Below are 17,965 nucleotides of genomic sequence, written 5' to 3'. Positions count from 1 at the left end.
CACGGGGCGGGTCCGCTTCCTGCTGATGTCGCTCGGGTGCTCGCTCGGGGTGGCCTGCCTGGCCGCCGTGCTGACCATTCCGGCCATCCTCTCCGCCCACGACGGGCGTTCCGCCGCCCGCGCGCCGCAGGCCGTTCCCGAGGTGATGCACGCCCGGTCGGCCGCCGACACCCTCTTCCTCACCCGCCAGGACCCGTACGGCGCGCAGCCGTTCACGCGCGTCCTCGTCGCCCGCCCGGTCGCAGGACCCGCACCCGTGCCGCCCGGCCTGGAGCGGCTTCCCGCGCCCGGCGAGGTGTACGTCTCGCCCCGGCTGCGCGAAGTCCTGGCCGCCGAACCCGGCCTCACGGGGCTCCTGCCCGGACGTGTCACCGGGACCATCGGGGCGGCCGGGCTCGCCGGGCCCGACGAGCTGTACGCCTACCTCGGGCAGACCCGGGCAGGGATTCCGCGCGACGCACGCCCGTTGGCCTCCTTCGGGTCCTCGCACTCCCCGTCCCCCGCCGTGGACGCCTCCACCCTCGACGTCCTGCGCTTCACCCTGGCCTGCCTGGTCCTGCTGCCGCTCGCCGTGTTCCTGTCCGTGTGCGCGCGGCTGTCCGCCGAGTCGCGGTCCCGCAGGCTCGCCTCGCTGCGGCTGCTCGGCCTCAGCATCAAGGGAACCCTGCGCGTCAACGCGGTCGAAACCGTCGCCGCCGCGCTCCTCGGCGCACTGCTCGGAATCGGCGCGTACCTCCTCGTCAACGAGGTCGTGGCCCGCGTCGGCCTGCCCGGGCTCCGGTGGTACGCGGCCGACGGCCGCCCCGCCGCCCCGACCCTGACCGCATGCCTGCTCGGCTGCCCCGCCCTGGCCTGGTTCGTCGGGCGGCACCATGCCCGGGAGGCCGCCCTCTCGCCGCTCAGCGTCCGGCGCAGCGCGCAGCGCACACCGCCGCGTCCGTACGGGCTGCTCCTGCTGCTGCCGGGCCTCGGCGTCATCACCGGCTACTGCGTCCTCGGCGCTCTGGGGCGCACCCCCGCCGAGGGCCCCGCCGACGCCGTACTCGTTCCGGCGGCGGTCCTGCTGACCGGCGCCGGGCTCGTCCTCTCGCTCGGCCCCATCACCTCCTGGCTGGCCCGCCGCATCGCCGGACGCACCCAATCACTCCCACTCACCCTCGCCATGCGCCGCAACGAGGTCGAGCCCGGCAGCTCCCTGCGCGTCGTCACCGGTCTGGTCCTCCTCGTGTACGCCGCCTCGCTCACCCAGGGCGTACTCGTCGAGCTCAGCCAGATCAGCCGGCCGACCTCCCCCACCCAGGAGTACCGGGTCACACTCGGCGACGTGACCCCGGAGCAGCGCGCCCGCATGGCCCGGGTGGACGGCGTACGCGCGCAGGCCCTGACCGCCGAGTCCTGGATTCCCGACCTGAGCAACCCCGCGCCCCGCATCAACGCCGTCGTCGCCACCTGCGCGCAACTCGCCGCCTTCGCCGACCTGGCCCCCGGCTGCGTCGACGGAAGGGTCCAGCGCCTGACCGACCCCGACACCTCCGAAAACCTCGACGCGCGCCCCGGAGCTGCCTTCCCCTTCCTCCTCCGGCCGTCGGCAGGGCCCTCCCCGGCCCGTGCCGAGAAGCTCTCCCTCACCCTCCCGCACGACCGCCTCACCCTTCACGCCCGCCAGCCCTCGGCGCTCACCAGTGCGGACGTACGCATTCCGCCCTCGCTGCTGCCCGCCGGCACACTCCCCGCGAAGGGCGACCTCCTCGTCGTCACCGGCTCCGAACCCACGTCCGTGCGCACCGCGCTCAACGGCATCGGCACCCTCGCCCCCACCGCCGACGTCGAGGCCGTCGGCGTCAACGTCGAGGCCCTGCAACAGATCACCGTCATCAAGAGCCTCCTCGCCTCCGGCATGGTCCTCGGCCTCGTCATCGGCGTCGCCGCCTTCGTCGTGTCCGTCGCGGACCGCGCCATGGAACGCCGGGGGCAGGTCACCGCCCTCGCGCTGCTGGGCGCCCGCCCGGCCACCCTGCGCACCGTCCAGTGCGTGCAGGTCCTGCTCCCCCTCGGCATCGGTCTCGCCGCCGCGCTCGTCGCCGGGCGGCTCGCCGAGTCCAGCTACCTCATCACCGGCGGCGGCGACGTCTTCTGGGACGCGGACGGACTTCCGCTCCTCCTCGCGAGCGCGCTGGGGGTGCTGGTGGTCGCGGGGCTCGCGGCTCTCCCGCTCGTACGGCGCCACGTCGACCCGGAGCACATCGGGCGGGACTGACCGGGCTGACCGGGCGCCGGGTGATGGGTGACGGGTGACGGGTGACGGTCTCGTCCTTGTCCGTGCGGGCGAGGGCTTCCAGGACACGGCGCTCGGTGTCCGAGAGGAGGTGGGAGGCCCGCGCCGTCGGCCGGGGAGGAGCGCCCTCGGCAGGGGGGGGTAGCACCACCCCGGATCGGGCAGGCGGCCCCATGTCCTCCGGCCCGGGGATTCGGGATCGTGGTCCTTGTCAACGAACACGTTGCGAACCGTCCCCTCCGCGATGAATTTCGAGGCCCGGCATGACCGCGTACGCCACCGCCCCCGTCTCCTCCCGCACCACCTCCGGTGACGCTCACGAGCTCGAGTTCCTGCGGGCCCCGTTCGCCGGTTCCACCTTCCGCGAGATCGGGTACACGATCACCTCGCTGCCGGTGGCGGTCGTCGGGTTCGTGTTCAGCGTCGCGCTGTTCTCGGCGGGGGCCGGGCTCGCCGTCACCGTTCTCGGGCTGCCGCTGCTGGCCGTGCTGCTCACCGGGGCGCGCGGGCTCGGGGCCGCCGAGCGCGTGCGGGCGCGGCACGGACTGGGGATCGACGTGGCGGGCCCGGCTCCGGTCGTGGCGGAGCGGGACGGGCTCTGGGGCGCGACGCGGGCCCGGCTCACGGACGCCGCCGGGTGGAAGGCGCTGCTGTTCCAGGTGGTGATGTTCCCGTACCGCGTCGTCAGCTTCGTGGTGGCGACGACGTTCCTGGTGACCGGGTGGGTCGTGACGCTGCTGCCCGCGTACAACTGGGTCTTCGGGAAGTACATCGAGGGGTGGGAGGGGTACCGGGTGTACGACTACACCTCCGGCGGCATCCGGCACACGTACGACATCACCTCGCCGATCCAGCTCGCGGCGGCCTCCCTGGTCGGCTTCGCGATCGTGTTCCTGACGCCGAAGGTCGTGCGGGTGCTGACGAACGTCGACCGGGCGGCGGTGCGGGGCCTGCTCGGGAAGTGAGGGCGGAAGAGCCCCTGGCCGGGCGGGTGGACGAAGGGAGGGGCGGGGGGCCGCACGGCTCCCCGCCCCTCCGGTACCGCTCAGGCCCTCCGGGCCGTCACGCTCAGGCCTCCTGGCCCGCCTTCCTGCGTCGTACGACGAACATCGCGCCCGCGCCGAGCACGACCGCCGCGCCCGCCGCGAGGGCGACCTGCGGGGTGCCGGCGGAGCCGGTCGCGGCGAGGTTGCCCGCGTCCGTGGTGACCGGGGTGGCGCTCGCGCCGCCCTGCGGGACCGGGACGTTGGCGGGGTTCGCGACCTTGCCGGGCTTGGCGTCCGGGACCTTGCCGGGGTCGCTGCCCGCGGTGAGGATCGAGAACGTGTACTCCGTCAGGTCGTTGCCGCCGCAGGAGCCGTCCTCGTTGGCGTAGTCACCGGCGGCGAAGGCGATGCCGTCGGCGGCCGGGGCCTTCTTGTCGACCGTCAGGCGCAGCTTCAGGTCGGCGGACTTCCCGGCGTCCAGGTTGGTGACGGTCCCCGCGTACTCGGCCTCCTTGACGTCCTTCCAGTCGTCGGAGCCCGCGCCGGCGGCCTGGAGGCGCAGCAGCTTGCTGATGTCGTCGAAGTTCTTGTTGTCGTGGCCGTAGACCACGGCGAACGGCTTGATCTCGTCGACCTTCTTGCCGGTGCCGTTGGTGACGCGCAGCGTGAAGTTCACCGTCGTACCGGCGACGACCTTGCCGGGCAGCCCGACCAGCGTGGTGCGCAGCTCGGGGCCGACCTTGCACTCGTCGTCGACGGGCGGCTTGGTCGGGTCCACCGGCGGCTTCGTGGGATCGACCGGCGGCTTGGTGGGGTCGACGGGGGGCTTGGTCGGATCCACCGGGGGCTTGGTCGGGTCCGGCTTGCCCGCCGCGGCCTCGGCGTCCTTGTACGCCTTGGCCGCGTCGTCGTACACCTTCTTCGCGCTTTCCGCCGCGATGGCCGCCTCGGCGGCCTTCGTCTTGGCGTCCATGTAGCCCTTGAAGAGGTTGCCCTCGGTGAACGAGAGGGTCCTGTCGGCGTCCGACTTGGCCGTGACGGCGAGCTTGTGCTTGTCGTCCGCCGCCTTGACGGCTTCCTTCGCCTTGGTGACCTCCGCCTCGGGGGCGTCCTTGGGCAGGTTGGCGAGGGCCTCCTCGGCCTTCGTCAGCTCCGCCTTGGCCGCGGTCAGCGCGGCGCCCGCCACCTCGGCCGCCTTCTTGGCCTCGGCGATCGGCTTGCGGGCGGGGCTGTCGGGGTTCAGGTACTCGTCGGCGTACTTCTGCGCCGCCGCGGCCTTGGCGGCGGCGGTGTCGTACGCCGTCTTCGCCTCGTCCATGACCTTCTTGAGCTTCTCCAGCTCGGCCGGGGTCGGCTTCGGCTTCGCGTCCTGCGCCTGGCCGGCCGCCGGCGGGGCGTCGGCGGCGAACGCGGGGGCGACGGACAGGAGCAGTGCGGGGGTGGTGACGGCGGCGACGACGGCCGTCGCGAGCATGCGGCGTATCTTCACGCGGGCCCTTTTCTGGGAAGGGGTCTCCGGTTCGGAGAGACCTCGGAACGAGGAAAGGCGAGGAAAGAGGTGGGGCGCCGCTGCGGAGTGCTGCCTCACGCGGGCGGCGGCCCCGTGATCGTACGACCGGAGAGCGGGTGGGAGAAGGAGAAATCCACACCCCGCCGGGCCGTCGGCCGACTGCCGCTCGCACGAACACGGGCATTCGCGACAGTTGCCCACGGGGCGTGTGTTTTCTCTGTGGGGTGTTTCACAGGGACGCGTGCGCGGGCACGTCAGAGCGCGAGCGCGGCTGCTCCAGAGCGCGTGCGCGGGCGCTTCAGAGCGCGTGCGGCGGCCCCAACGACCGTACCCGAGGCCGCACATGAGTGCGTGCCCGTGCCCGTACGATCCTGAACGCGGCCGCCGCCAGCAGCGCTCCCAGCACCGGTGCCAGCACGTACGCGGCCAGGTGCGCGGTCTGCCCCGACCACAGTGCGGGGCCGAACTGCCGGGCCGGGTTGACCGAGCCCCCGGTGACCGGGCCGAGCCCGACGATCGCCGCCGCCACGGACCCGCCCATCAGCACCGGCAGCGCGCGGGCGAGGCGGGGGGCGATCAGCGCGTACGCCGCGAGCAGCGTCATCGCGGCCATCGCGGCCGCCTCCAGCACCAGCACGGCCGTCCCGCTCCAGGCCTCCCCCGGCGCCACCGCCGCCGTGTCGGCCATCGGGCCCCACACCGCGCGGCCGAGCCCCGTGCCCAGCGCCGAGCCCGTCAGTTGCGCCGCGACGAAGGGCAGCACCGCCCGGCCGGGGAACTCCCGCAGCGCCCACAGGCCGACGGTGACCGCCGGGTTGAGGTGCCCGGCGGTGAAGCGCCGCGCGGGGGGTGACATCACGAGGGCGATGGCCGCGCCGACCGCGAGGGCCACCCCGGCGAGGCGGAGGGTGGGGTCCGGGACGGCGGCGACCGCCGGGGAGTCCGGGGCGAGGAGCCACCGTACGACGGTCGAGACGAGGAGGAGCAGGGCGGCCGTGAGAATCAACTCCGCGGCCGCTTCGCGGAGTTGTCGTCTCACTCCGCACTCTCCGCGGGCGCGGGAGCGGACGCGGGACCGGGCATGGGCGTAGGCGTGGGCATGGGCGCGGGGCCGGGGACGGTCATGGCGGGGCCTTTCCGGGGGGTGTGCGTCAGGCGTGCGCTCCCGTGGCTCTCAACCGGACTGCCATCCGCTTGAGTTGACGTCGCTGACGTTAAGCGGATGGTTATCCGGTTGGCAAGAGGTGGTGGGGAAGAAGTGGATAGCTGTCCGTTTCGGGTACGCTCCCGGCCATGAGCGAGCCCGAGAGCGCCCCCGCCCAGCCGCCGCCCCCGCCCTCGTCCCCCGCCCCGGCCGGCCCCTCCGGCATCAGTGCCCCCGTCGTCCCGCCGCCGATGGGCCGGGCCGCACTGCCGCTCGCGGAGGGGCCGCCGCCGGAACGCGCCGACGCCGCCCGCAACCGGCGCCGCATCCTGGACGCCGCCGCGCGGATCGTCGCCGACAAGGGCGCCGCCGCCCTCACCATGAACGCGGTCGCGCACGCCAGCGGCATCGGGGTCGGCACCGTCTACCGGCGGTTCGGCGACGTGCAGAACCTCCTGTACGCCCTCCTGGACGACCGGGAACAGCGGTTCCAGGAGGCGTTCATCAGCGGGCCGCCCCCGCTGGGCCCGGACGCGCTGCCCGCCCCGCCGACGCCGCCCGCGGTACGGCTGCGGGCGTTCCTGCACGCGCTGGCGGACCGCACCGCCGAGCAGCAGGAGCTGCTGCTGGCCGCCGAGAGCGCGTCGCCGCAGGGCCGCTACCACGGCGCTCCGTACCTGACGCTGCACACCCACGTCGCGATGCTGATCGGCCAGATCAAGCCACACGCCAACGCCGCCCTGGTGGCCCATCTGCTGCTCGCCACGCTCTCGCCGAGCGCCGTCCAACACCTGCGCACGACCCGCGGCGCGACGGCGGACCAGATCAAGGAGGGCCTCAACCAGCTCCTCTCGCTGCACCTGACGGACTGACGCCCCGGACCGGTGCGCGGCCCAACTGGTGGCACACGCACCCGGGGTGACGCAAGAGCGCCATTCAGCCGTCGTCGCGCGCGTCCCGGCACCCCCGTCCGCACACTCGGGCACGTGAGTATTCGGAAAAGCATTCCCAGACGCCCCCGGAATCGCTAACTTCCCCTCACATTTGTTCGCACCGAGAGGACTTCTGTGAACGCTTCATCCCGCAGTCGCAGATCCATGGCCGCGCTGGCGTCCCTGGCGATCGCCACCCCGCTCCTGCTCGCCGCCGCCACCCCGGCGACCGCGCAGCGCGCCGCCGCCGACCCGGCGAAGGAGGCCGCCAAGCTGGCCAAGAAGCTGGTGGCGGACTCGTCCGGGCCGGGCGCGTTCCAGCACCTCAAGCAGTTCCAGGCGATAGCGGACTCCGCGGGCGGCAACCGCGCCGCAGGTTCGCTGGGCCACGACGCCTCCGGCGCGTACGTGTACAGCCTGCTGAAGAACGCCGGGTACGACGTCCACTACGAGAAGTTCGACTTCGTCTCGATCACCACGCAGGCCGAGGCCCTCAAGGTCACCTCGCCGACGCAGCGCGACGTGAAGATCATCGCGATGTCGTACACGAAGTCGACTCCGGTCGGTGGCTTGAACGCGACCCTCGCGGCCGTGCCGGTCGACGACACCACGGGTTGCGAGATCGGCGACTACGCGGCCGGATTCACCGGCAAGATCGCCCTGATCAAGCGCGGCGGCTGCCCCTTCGCGCAGAAGCAGGCGATCGCCGCCGAGGCGGGCGCGGCCGCCGCGATCATCTACAACAACGTTCCGGGCGACCTCAACGGCACCCTGAACAGCGCCGCCGAGGGCAAGCTCCCCACCGGCGGCATCACCCAGGCCGAGGGCGAGGCGCTGGCCGCCGAGATCGCCAAGGGCCCGGTCAAGGTCAACCTGGAGATCCGCCAGCTCCAGCAGAACAAGACCACGCGCAACGTCATCGCGGAGACCAAGGGCGGCAACGCCGACAAGACCGTGATGCTCGGCGCCCACCTGGACTCGGTCGCCGAGGGCCCCGGCATCAACGACAACGCCTCGGGCTCGGCCGGCCTCATCGAGGTCGCCCTGAAGCTCGCCAAGGCCACCAAGAACGGCAAGCAGCCCGCCAACAAGGTGCGCTTCGCCTGGTGGTCCGCGGAGGAGCTGGGTCTGCTCGGCGCCGAGGACTACGTCGCCAAGCTGACCCCGGAGCAGAAGGCGAAGATCAAGCTCTACCTCAACTTCGACATGATCGCCTCGCCGAACTTCGGCCAGTTCGTCTACGACGGCGACAACTCGGACGGCGTCGGCGAGGGTCCGGGCCCGGAGGGCTCCGCCCAGCTCGAGAAGGGCATCAACGACTTCCTCGACAGCAAGAACTTCCCGCACGAGGGCACCGACTTCAGCGGTCGCTCGGACTACGGCCCCTTCATCGAGGTCGGCATCCCGTCGGGCGGCACCTTCACGGGCGCCGAGGGCATCAAGACCCCGGCGCAGGCAGCCAAGTTCGGCGGTACGGCGGGCGTCGCGTACGACAAGTGCTACCACGCGAAGTGCGACGACATCACCAACATCAACGACAAGGCGCTCGACATCAACGTCGACGTGATCGCGAACGCGGTCGGCACGTACGCCCATGACCTGAGCTCGCTCAGCAAGCCGGTCGTCTCGAAGCCGACCACGGGCGGCGACAGCGGCAGCGGTGGGCACAGCGGCCACGACCACGACGGTGTGAGCAGCTAGCACGCCGGCGGTGCGCGGTGGGGCACGGGCGGGCAACCGCCGGTGCCCCACCGTTGTTTCACGTGAAACATGCGTTGCCGAACGCGGCGACGGGGCGGGTCAGAGGGCCAATGGGCCGCCGTGCGCCGCCACCGCGTCCCGGACCGCCCCGATGTACGCCTCGGAGCGCGCGTTCGTTCCGCCCGTGCGCCACACCAGGGCCACCTCGCTGTCCGGTACGTCGGTGAGCGGGACGTACGCCAGGTCCGGGCGGGCGTAGTACGTCGCCATGGACGCGTCGACCGGTGAGACCCCCTGGCAGGCGGCGATCATCGACAGCATCTCCTGGAACGTGGACACGTCCTGCCCGCGCTCCAGGACCGCCCCACCGGCGGTACGACGGGGCACCTGCGCGTCCCACCAGTAGGCCGGAGCTCCTCCCGTCACACCGAAGAAGCGCTCCCCGGCGGCGTCCTCCAGGGAGACCGAGTCCCGGTGGGCCAGCGGGTGGTGGCAGGGGACGGCCAGCACCCGGGGCTCGGACACGACCGTCGGGCCGACGGTGAGGTCCGGCTCCTCCACCGGGAGCCGCGTGAACAGCACGTCGACCTCGCCCGCACGCAAGGGGCCGAGCGGGTCGGCGAACTGCACCTCGCGCAGACGCACCTCGCAGCCGGGCGCCCGCTCGCGGAAGGTGCGCTGGATGTCCCGGGTGAGCTGCCCCGCACCGGAGCCGAGGAAGCCGACGGCGAGGACTCCGTCGACACCGCGCGCGGCGGCCTTCGCGCGGTGCAGCACCGCGGCCAACTCGGCGTGCAGCGGCGCCAGTTCGGTGTGCAGTTGACGGCCGAGCGGGGTCAGGGCGACCCTGCGGCTGGTGCGGTCGAAGAGCGGGGCGCCGATGGTGCGCTCCAGGCGCTTGAGGACCTGGCTGACACGGGCCTGGGAGACGCGCAGCTTCTCGGCGGTGCGGCCGAAGTGGAGTTCGTCGGCGAGGGCCAGGAAGATCTCGGCCTCGTGCCGTTCCATCACCGGTGATCGCCTCCAGGCAGGGTCGTCGCTCTTCCCCGTCGAGCTGGATCGATTGTGCTGGGTTATCGATCGTTGCACGGATCGGCGTTGTTCGGGGCGGGACCGCGGAGGATCTTTGAGGAGTCCGGTCCGGACATCACCCACCGACCGACTCCCCTGGAGCCAGCCATGCCTTCACGTGCCCGCAGGACCGCGCTCGCCGCCGCCGTCGCCCTCGCGCTGAGCGCCGGAACGACGGCCGTCGCGCTGGACCGTACGCACTCCGCTCCCGCGACCGCGCCCTCGCCCGCGGCGACCGGGAAGTGGTCCGCCGCGTGGGCCGCCTCTCCGCAGCGCCCTTCCGTCAGCTTCAAGCCCAACTGGTCGGAGGCCGGTTTCGACGACCACACCGTCCGCCAGGTCGTCCGCGTCACCGCGGGCGGCACACAGGCCCGCATCCGCCTGTCCAACGCGTACGGAACCTCCCCGCTGCGGGTGGAGCGCGCCACGGTCGCCCGTACGGACAAGGGCGCGGCGGTCAGAGCGGGCACGGTCCGGGACCTCACCTTCGCCGGCGGGAGGTCGGTGTCCGTCCCGGCGGGCGGGCAGCTCTCCAGCGACCCCGCCGGGCTGCGGCTCACGGCGGGCGACCAGGTGACCGTCACCCTCCACCTCAAGCGGACGACCGGCCCCGCGACCTTCCACGCCCAGTCCTTCACGGACTCCTACCGGGCGGAGGGGGACCACGCGTCCGACGCCTCGGCCGCCGCGTTCACGGAGTCCACCGAGTCCTGGTACTACCTGTCGGGAGTCGACGCGGGGGTCCCGGGCACGGGCAAGGACGCGGGTACGGGCACGCCCGCCGGCCCGGGCTCCGACTCCCGCACCCGGCAGCGGGACGGCATCGTCCTCTTCGGCGACTCCATCACCGACGGCTTCGCCTCCACCCCGAACGCCGACCGCCGCTACTCCGACGCCCTCGCCGCCCGTCTGAAGTCCCTGGGCAAGCCCCGCCCGGTCCTCAACGCCGGCATCGGCGGCAACCTCGTCCTCAACGACTCCGCCTGGTTCGGCGAGCGGGCGACGAACCGCTTCTCGCGCGACGCCCTCGACCTGCCGGGCGTCGGTACGGTCGTCGTCCTCCAAGGCGTCAACGACATCGGCTTCCAGGAGACGGACCACCCGCTCTACAAGCCCGCACCGGACATCACCGGCCGCGACCTCATCAACGGGCACAAGGAGCTGATCCGTCAGGCCCGCGCGAAGGGCGTCCGCGTCGTCGGGGCGACGCTGCTCCCGCTCGGCGGCTCCGACCACTACGGCAAGCGGGCGGCAGCGGCGAGCGACGAGTTCAACGCGTGGGTCCGCACCTCGGGCGCGTACGACGCGTACGTCGACTTCGACAGGGCGCTCGCCGACCCGGCCGACCCGGAGCGCCTGCGTCCCGCCTTCGACAGCGGCGACCACCTGCACCCCAACGACGCCGGCTACCGCGCGATGGCCGAGGCCCTCGCCCCCGCCGTGCTGTGAGCCCCCGGCCGGCGGTCACGCCACCGCCGCCGCCGACCTCGCGGGGCACAGGTCGAAGTGGCTGATCCGGCAGGTGTCCGTCGGTATCGAGGAGCCCAGGTTGACGGCCGTCCCGTCGCCCGCGATCCGCCACCGCTTCCCGGCGGGCACGGACCCCACGACCCGCTCGCCCGGCTCGATGAGGATCCACTTCCCACGCACCGTCCGGTGCCACTCGGCCGCCGCCCCGCACCGCTTGCAGAACGTCCCGCCGGACGTACGCGGATCGGGCACGGCCCGCAACTGGCGGGCGGCCGAACCCAGTTCGATCGCCGCGTTCGCCAGCACCTCCGCGAGGACCACGGGCTCCCGCCCGCCGCTCCCCTTCTCGCAGGCCGCGCACACCGCGCGTCCCAGCACCGGGCGCCACCTGCCCTGCGGCCCGCCGCACGCCTCACAACCGTACGAACTGATCATGACCCCCACCCGCAAACCACGTCGATTGCAGCTGACGTGAAGAATGCTTCCACAGGGGTCTGACAATCAGTCCTGGCAATGGCATCGCCGCAGTTCAGCCCCCTCTGGAGAGGGCCAGGACCAGGCCCGGCCGCGGGATCAGCCCCGTTCGACCTCCGTCCACCACTCCCGGCCCAGCAGGGCCGCGAACAGTGGTGTGCGCATGTTCACCAGGGCCCGGAAGGCTCCCGCGCTGCGGCCCGGACCCCGGACCTGGGACGCGTGGGCGGCCAGGGCGGCCTGCTTGTGCGAGGCGTACCGGCGGGCGTCGACGGCGTGGGTGATCCGTGCGCGGGGCGTGTGCTCGACGCGCAGCAGCGCCGTACGGAAGGTCCGTGAGCCGCGCAGGAGGGCCAGAGGGGACGTCAGGAGGGAGGTGAGGCGGAGGAGACGGATGGGGGCGGTGAGGGGAATGGCGGCAGTCAAGGTGCGGACGCCGCCCGCCCGCCGGGCCGCGCGCAGGGCGACCTCGTGGGCGTGGACGTGGTCGCGGTGTCCGTAGCCGCCGCCCGCGTCGTGGGTGAGGAGCAGGTCCGCCCGCTCCTCCCGGAGGATCGCGGCCAGCTTCTCCGCCGCCTCCTCGTGCGGAGCCCGTACGAAGCGCCGCCGGTCCGGCGGGTCCGGGTACAGGTCCTTGCCGTGGCCGCTGTCGGCGTAGCCCAGGGTGGTCACCCGGGCCGCTCCCAACGCCGCTCCGGAGGAAGCGAGTTCCCGCAGGCGCACCTGGTCCTCCCGTACCGGACCCATCTCGCCGTCCGTCGCGGACACCAGCACCACCCGGTGCCCCTCCGCCGCCGCGCGGGCCAGGGTGCCGCCCGCGTGCAGGACCTCGTCGTCGGGGTGGGCGAAGAACGCGATGAGTGTGGGCACGCCACCCATCCTCGCAAAGCCCGTCTAGGGTCGGTGGCACCTGCCCTCGCACCTCACCCCCGGAGCGGAAACCATGGCGGACCAGGCCGAGTTCGAACAGCATCGTGCGCATCTGCACGCCGTCGCCTACCGCATCACCGGGTCCGTCGCCGACGCCGACGACGCGGTGCAGGAGGCCTGGCTGCGGTGGAACGCGGTCGAGGACGGCACGGCCGGCAATCCGCGTGCGTACCTGACGACGACGGTCAGCCGTCTCTGTTACGACCAACTGACCTCCGCCCGGGCCCGCCGGGAGCGGTACGTGGGCCCGTGGCTCCCGGAGCCGCTGGTCACCGCGCCGGCGGAGGAGGGCCCTGCGGAGCGGGTCGCGCTGGACGAGTCGGTGAGCACGGCCATGCTGACCGTGCTGGAGAGCCTGACGCCGGCGGAACGGGTGGCGTTCGTGCTGCACGACGTGTTCGGGGTGCCGTTCCCGGAGATCGCCCAGGCGCTGGACAAGTCGCCCGCCGCCGTACGGCAGTCCGCGTCGACGGCGCGCAAGCACGTACGGGAGGCCAGGCCGCGGCAGCGGGTCGGGCGGGACGAGCACCGACGGGCGGTGGAGACCTTCCTCGCCGCGATCACCGGCAGCGGCGACCTCGACGCGCTCCTGCGCGTCCTCGCCCCGCAGGTGGTCTGGCGTTCCGACGGCGGCGGCGTCGTCAGCGCGGCACGGCGGCCGGTCAGGGGCGCGGCGAAGGTGGCGGCGCTCGCGCAGGGGATCTACCGGTTCTTCGACCCGGCGAGCATGCGGATTCTGCGGTACGACGTGAACGGCGCGCCGGGACTGGTGCTGGACGCGCGGGCGGTCGGGTACCACGGCACGCTGTCGTTCACGATCGGGGAGGACGGGCTGATCAGCGGGATCGACGTGGTCCTGAACCCCGAGAAGCTGGGGCATCTGGACTTCGACGCGCTGTAGGGGCGTTCCGGGGGCCGGGTCCGGGGAGCCGTGGGCCGAGGCCGAGGCCGGGGTCGGAGCTGGAGCCGGGGTCACGGTTGGGGCCGGGCCCCGGGCGGAGGCCCGGCCTTCTCGTTCCGGCCCCGGCCCCCGGTCCTTGGCCCTTGGTCGGACCCGGGCCGGTACGAGAGTCCTCCCCCGGCAGAAGCCGGCCGCGCCCCACCCGGCCCAGCGCCCTCCCGCCGACAAACGGCCGGAAGCCCGTGTGGCCCACACGACCTCACACTTTCCGCCTCCGCGTCGTCCCCCGGGCATGAACACTCACCGCACCCCCCGCACCCTCGTCATCGGAGCCGGCTACTCCGGGCTCATGGCCGCCCTGCGCTTGGCCCCGCACGTCCCCGTCACCCTCGTCGACCCCGTCGGCCACCTCACCGAGCGCATCCGGCTGCACGAGGTCGCCGCCGGGCGGCCCGAGGCCGAGGTCGTGCACCCGCTCCGGCGCTTCCTGCGGCACACCCGCATCACCCATCACACCGCCCGCGCGACCGACCTCGACCCGGCCGCCCGCACCGTCACCCTCGACACCGGGCTGGTCCTGCCGTACGACCGTCTCGTGTACGCCCTCGGCAGCACCACCCGCCTCCCCGCCGCCCACACCGAGCGCCTCTTCACCGCCGAGTCCGCCCCCGCCCTGCACAAACGCCTCCTCGACGGGCCCGGCCGCCTCGCCGTCGTCGGCGGCGGCCTCACCGGCATCGAGACGGCCGCCGAGATCGCCGAGCGGTGCGGCCGCGACTGGCAGGTGCGGCTCCTCACCTCCGGCGGCCTCGCCCCCGGCGTCAGCGCCAAGGGCCGCACCCATCTGCACGCGACGCTCGCCGCCCTCGGCGTACGGGTGACGGAGGGCGCCCGCGTCGACGACCCGGACGCCGTGGACGCCGACGTCGTCGTCTGGTCGGCGTCGATGGTCCCCGGCACCGCGCTCGCCGCCCGCGCCGGCCTCGCCCTCAACTCCCTCGGCCGCATCGACGTCGACGCCTCCCGGCGCAGCGTCTCGCACCCGGAGATCTACGTGCCGGGCGACGCGGGCGGCACCCAGCGGATGTCCTGCCAGGCCGCCCTGCCCACCGGCTCACGGGTCGCGTCCTCGATCCTCGCGGAGGCGCGCGGCAAGGCCCCGGACGCCCGCCCGGTCGCGTTCGTCCTCCAGTGCGTCAGCCTCGGCCGCGCCGACGGCCTCGTCCAGTCCGTACGTTCCGACGACTCGCCCCGCGAACTCACCCTCACCGGCAAGCCCGCCGCCTTCGTCAAGGAGCAGATCTGCCGCAGCACCGTCCGCGCCCTGGCCCTGGCCTCCCGCAGGCCCGGCGCGCTCCCGGCGGTCCCCGGGCTGGGCTGAGGCGCGGCGCGGAAGGAGCGCCGGGCCCCGGGAACGCAGGGCACGTACGCACAAAGGAGGACGCCTCTCCCACCTGCGTCGGAGACCGAAGTCGCCGCGTTCCCACCCATCGGGTGATGCCCGGCGCTTCCCCGGTTCACTAGGCTCGAAACATGAACCGGGCACGACCGGCCCGCCGACGGGGGAGCCACGCATGAGCCACAACGAACCAGCCGCAGCAACCGTGTTGGGATACTCCCGCACCCGCCTCCTGCGCATCCTCGTCGGCTTTCCGGCCGCCGGCCTCGGCATCGGCTTCCTGCTGCCGCCGGTGGCCCGCTGGGTCGACGGCTCGGCGACGGGTCCGCTGCGCCGCGTCGCCGCCGCGCTCGGCGGCCTGGACCAGCCCTGGCAGATCGCGCTGTGCGCACTGGCCGCCACCGCGTTCGGGCTGCTCGCGGCGTACGTCGCCGTCGCCGACGCGACCCGGCTGACCGTGACCGAGGACGCACTGGTCCTCGCGCCGCGCGACGGCAGGAAGGCCACGACGCTAGCCCGGGCCGACGTGGCGGCCGTGTACCTGGACCGCCGGGACCTCGTGGTGCTCGACGCCGCCGGGCGGGAACTGGCGCGCGGCCCGCGTCAGGCCTCGCGGCACGCGCTGAGCACGGCGCTCCTGGCGCACGGCCACCCCTGGCGGGACGAGGCCCCGGCCACGCCGCAGCCGGCCGCAGCCACCGCCCTCACCGCCCCGCTGGCCGCCCCCTCACTCACGTCGCGATAGGCGCCGACGCAGCCGACACCGGACGGCCCTCCTCCGTTCCCCTCGTCACACCCCCCGCAGCCCCTCCTCCCGGACCCACCCCGCCACCCGCTCCTCGAACGCCCGCGCCGCCGCGCTCCGGTACGCCGAGTCCCGGCGCAGCAGCGCCGCCGTCCGCGCGGGCAGCGCGGGTTCGACCGGCACCCGCCGCAGCCGGCCGTCGCCCGCCGCGATGGGGTCCGGCAGCACGGTCGCCAGGCCGCCCCGCCCGACGACCTCCACCAGCACGCCGAGCGAGTTCGCCTCGACCGCGATGCCGGGCCGCACGCCCTCCCGCTCGAAGTAGGCATCGATGTGGCGCCGGGTCGCGAAGTCACCGCTGAGCAGCGCGAGCTGCCGCCCCGACAGCGATGTCAGCGGCACGGGACCACTCCCCGCGTCCCGCTCCGCGTACGGATGCCCCGGTCCGACCACGAGCCCCAACGTCTCCTCGAACAACGGCGTCACCACGATCCCCGGCGCGTGCCCGCCGGCAGCCCCCTCCCCCGCCACGCGCTCGCCCGTGAAGGCGATTCCCACGTCGACCCGGTCGTCGAGGAGTTCGGCCTCGATGCGCGCCTGCGTCATCTCCCGCACGTCGAGCGTGATCCCCGGGTGACGGGCGTGGAAGTCCGCGACCAGCCGCCCCACCAGGTACGTCGCGAACGTCGGCGTCATCGCGACCCGCAGCGCCCCCCGCGAGAGGTCCCCCACGTCCAGCACCGCCCGCTCGCCGGCCGCCAGGTCCCGCAGCGCCCGGCGCGCGTACGCCGCGTACGCCTCACCCGCGTCGGTGAGCCGCACCGACCGCCCGGAACGGTCGAGCAACTGCACCTTCAACGCCCGTTCCAACTGCTTGACCTGCTGCGAGAGCGTCGGCTGCGAGATGTGCAGGGCCTCGGCGGCGCGCGTGAAGTTCGCGTGCTCGGCGACGGCGAGGAGATAGCGGAGGTGACGGAGTTCCAGAGCCATGACCTCGACTATAGATGCGACCTATCACTGACAGCGGCAACAGCTCTTGGACTCTATAGAGCCAGCTCATGCATGGTGGAGCACGTCGGACGAACAGCCCGGCGAACCGGGCGAGAGCCCCCGTCAGCCGCAAGGCCGCAAGGAGTGGTCCCATGCCGGAGATCGCAGCAGGATTCGAGGCCGGAGTCGAGCGCTTCCGGCGCGAGGCCTTCCCGCCCAGAGCCGAGCTCTTCCGGCGGCTGGCCACCACCCACACGCCGAACGCCCTGTTCATCGGCTGCTCGGACGCCCGGGTCGTCCCCGAACTGATCACCCAGCGCGAACCGGGCGAGCTGTTCGTCATCCGTACGGCGGGAAACCTCGTCCCGGCGTACGGGCAGGGCGCGGACGGCATCGCCGCCAGCATCGAGTACGCGGTGAACGCCCTCGGGGTCGCCGACATCGTCGTCTGCGGCCACTCCGCCTGCGGCGCGATGACCGCGCTGGCCTCCGGCACGGACATGTCGTCCCTGCCCGCCACGGCCGACTGGCTGCGGCACGCGGACTCCTCGCAGGCGCTGCTGGACGCCTTCCAGCAGGGCGAGGAGCGGATCGCCGCCCTCATCCGGTTCAACGTGGCCACGCAGCTCACCCACCTGCGCACCCACCCCTCGGTGGCGCGCGCCCTGGCCCGCGACGCACTCACCCTGCACGGCTGGGTCTACGACATCGGCTCCGGCCGCGTCGAAGCCCTCGACACGGCTGCGGGAGCACCGGCCCGACAGGCCGCCTGACCCCACGGACCCCTCCCCCCCCACGAGAACCGACTCCCCCCACCCACGAAAGCAGGACCTCCTCCATGACCACCCTCCACGCCCAGGCCGACCAGAACTCCCGTCAGCAGCTCACCGTCGCGGCCATCGAGGCCAAGACCCGCCGTGACCTGTCCTGGAAGGAGATCGCCGAGCCGACCGGCCTGTCCGTCGCCTTCGTGACGGCCGCCCTCCTCGGCCAGCACCCGCTGCCCGCCGACGCCGCCCGCACGGTCGCCGACCTGCTCGGCCTGGACGACGCGGCCGTACGCCTCCTCCAGACCGTCCCGATGCGCGGCAGCATCGTCGGCAACGGCGGCATCCCCACGGACCCGACCATCTACCGCTTCTACGAAATGCTCCAGGTGTACGGGACCACGCTGAAGGCCCTGGTGCACGAGGAGTTCGGGGACGGCATCATCTCGGCGATCAACTTCAGGCTGGACGTGCAGAAGGTCGCGGACCCCGAGGGCGGCGAGCGGGCCGTCATCACGCTGGACGGCAAGTACCTCCCCACCAAGCCCTTCTAGTCCTCCACCGGGGCGGGGGGGGGGGGGGGGGAACCCCCCCCCCCCCCCCCCCCCCCCCCCCCCCCCCCCCCCCCCCCCCCCCCCCCCGACCCCCCCCCCCCCCCCCCCCCCCCCCC

General features: G+C 73.5%; 16 protein-coding genes. 10 read left to right on the top strand and 6 right to left on the bottom strand.

The annotated features are described in order from the left end of the window. Nucleotides 1–25: 25 nt before the first annotated feature. The gene (locus ACIP93_RS04210; protein WP_401755667.1) at nucleotides 26–2,257 is read left to right on the top strand and encodes an ABC transporter permease; all 2,232 of its coding nucleotides are present in this window, start codon (nucleotides 26–28) and stop codon (nucleotides 2,255–2,257) included. 281 nt (nucleotides 2,258–2,538) lie between these two features. Then, complete coding sequence (locus ACIP93_RS04205; protein WP_345220631.1) at nucleotides 2,539–3,240, top strand: sensor domain-containing protein; 702 nt, start codon at nucleotides 2,539–2,541, stop codon at nucleotides 3,238–3,240. 103 nt (nucleotides 3,241–3,343) lie between these two features. On the opposite strand, the gene ACIP93_RS04200 is transcribed toward ACIP93_RS04205, so the two are convergent. Further along, nucleotides 3,344–4,750 (bottom strand): LPXTG cell wall anchor domain-containing protein, encoded by a 1,407-nt coding sequence (locus tag ACIP93_RS04200; protein WP_401755425.1) that lies wholly within the window; start codon nucleotides 4,748–4,750, stop codon nucleotides 3,344–3,346. A 319-nt stretch (nucleotides 4,751–5,069) separates the two neighbouring features. Next, on the bottom strand, nucleotides 5,070–5,810 hold the full coding sequence (locus tag ACIP93_RS04195) for an aquaporin (protein WP_401755422.1): 741 nt from the start codon (nucleotides 5,808–5,810) through the stop codon (nucleotides 5,070–5,072). Nucleotides 5,811–6,064: 254 nt separating this feature from the next. On the opposite strand from ACIP93_RS04195, the gene ACIP93_RS04190 reads away from it, so the two are divergent. Together ACIP93_RS04190 and ACIP93_RS04185 are read left to right on the top strand one after the other, a co-directional pair. Beyond that, the gene (locus ACIP93_RS04190; protein ID WP_401755419.1) at nucleotides 6,065–6,787 is read left to right on the top strand and encodes a TetR/AcrR family transcriptional regulator; all 723 of its coding nucleotides are present in this window, start codon (nucleotides 6,065–6,067) and stop codon (nucleotides 6,785–6,787) included. A gap of 225 nt (nucleotides 6,788–7,012) precedes the next feature. Further along, complete coding sequence (locus ACIP93_RS04185) at nucleotides 7,013–8,548, top strand: M28 family metallopeptidase (RefSeq protein WP_401755664.1); 1,536 nt, start codon at nucleotides 7,013–7,015, stop codon at nucleotides 8,546–8,548. 99 nt (nucleotides 8,549–8,647) lie between these two features. On the opposite strand, the gene ACIP93_RS04180 is transcribed toward ACIP93_RS04185, so the two are convergent. Beyond that, on the bottom strand, nucleotides 8,648–9,556 hold the full coding sequence (locus ACIP93_RS04180) for a LysR family transcriptional regulator (protein WP_401755416.1): 909 nt from the start codon (nucleotides 9,554–9,556) through the stop codon (nucleotides 8,648–8,650). A gap of 171 nt (nucleotides 9,557–9,727) precedes the next feature. On the opposite strand from ACIP93_RS04180, the gene ACIP93_RS04175 reads away from it, so the two are divergent. Next, the gene (locus ACIP93_RS04175; protein WP_401755413.1) at nucleotides 9,728–11,068 is read left to right on the top strand and encodes an SGNH/GDSL hydrolase family protein; all 1,341 of its coding nucleotides are present in this window, start codon (nucleotides 9,728–9,730) and stop codon (nucleotides 11,066–11,068) included. A gap of 15 nt (nucleotides 11,069–11,083) precedes the next feature. Here ACIP93_RS04175 and ACIP93_RS04170 read toward each other — a convergent pair whose 3' ends face one another. Next, nucleotides 11,084–11,524, bottom strand: a complete 441-nt coding sequence (locus tag ACIP93_RS04170; RefSeq protein ID WP_401755410.1) for a DUF6083 domain-containing protein — start codon at nucleotides 11,522–11,524, stop codon at nucleotides 11,084–11,086. A 138-nt stretch (nucleotides 11,525–11,662) separates the two neighbouring features. Then, a complete protein-coding gene (locus tag ACIP93_RS04165) occupies nucleotides 11,663–12,433 on the bottom strand; it encodes a PIG-L deacetylase family protein (RefSeq protein WP_401755407.1) in 771 nt (256 codons plus the stop codon). A gap of 73 nt (nucleotides 12,434–12,506) precedes the next feature. On the opposite strand from ACIP93_RS04165, the gene sigJ reads away from it, so the two are divergent. The 3 genes from sigJ (at nucleotide 12,507) to ACIP93_RS04150 (ending at nucleotide 15,538) form a co-directional block, all read left to right on the top strand. Further along, nucleotides 12,507–13,394, top strand: coding sequence for an RNA polymerase sigma factor SigJ (gene sigJ, locus ACIP93_RS04160; protein ID WP_345220648.1), 888 nt, complete (start codon nucleotides 12,507–12,509; stop codon nucleotides 13,392–13,394). 292 nt (nucleotides 13,395–13,686) lie between these two features. Beyond that, the gene (locus tag ACIP93_RS04155; RefSeq protein ID WP_401755404.1) at nucleotides 13,687–14,775 is read left to right on the top strand and encodes an NAD(P)/FAD-dependent oxidoreductase; all 1,089 of its coding nucleotides are present in this window, start codon (nucleotides 13,687–13,689) and stop codon (nucleotides 14,773–14,775) included. 193 nt (nucleotides 14,776–14,968) lie between these two features. After that, on the top strand, nucleotides 14,969–15,538 hold the full coding sequence (locus ACIP93_RS04150) for a hypothetical protein (RefSeq protein WP_401755401.1): 570 nt from the start codon (nucleotides 14,969–14,971) through the stop codon (nucleotides 15,536–15,538). 45 nt (nucleotides 15,539–15,583) lie between these two features. Here ACIP93_RS04150 and cynR read toward each other — a convergent pair whose 3' ends face one another. Then, a complete protein-coding gene (gene cynR, locus ACIP93_RS04145) occupies nucleotides 15,584–16,528 on the bottom strand; it encodes a transcriptional regulator CynR (RefSeq protein ID WP_401755398.1) in 945 nt (314 codons plus the stop codon). A gap of 152 nt (nucleotides 16,529–16,680) precedes the next feature. Here cynR and ACIP93_RS04140 point away from each other — a divergent pair, with 152 nt between their 5' ends. After that, nucleotides 16,681–17,301, top strand: a complete 621-nt coding sequence (locus ACIP93_RS04140) for a carbonic anhydrase (RefSeq protein WP_401755395.1) — start codon at nucleotides 16,681–16,683, stop codon at nucleotides 17,299–17,301. 65 nt (nucleotides 17,302–17,366) lie between these two features. After that, the gene (gene cynS, locus ACIP93_RS04135) at nucleotides 17,367–17,849 is read left to right on the top strand and encodes a cyanase (protein ID WP_345220658.1); all 483 of its coding nucleotides are present in this window, start codon (nucleotides 17,367–17,369) and stop codon (nucleotides 17,847–17,849) included. The last annotated feature ends 116 nt before the right edge of the window (nucleotides 17,850–17,965 follow it).

It is taken from the genome of Streptomyces sp. NPDC088745 (assembly GCF_044751045.1).
In the GTDB taxonomy this organism is placed as follows: Bacteria; Actinomycetota; Actinomycetes; order Streptomycetales; family Streptomycetaceae; genus Streptomyces; species Streptomyces cremeus.
This window is presented reverse-complemented; position numbering and strand designations above follow the sequence as displayed.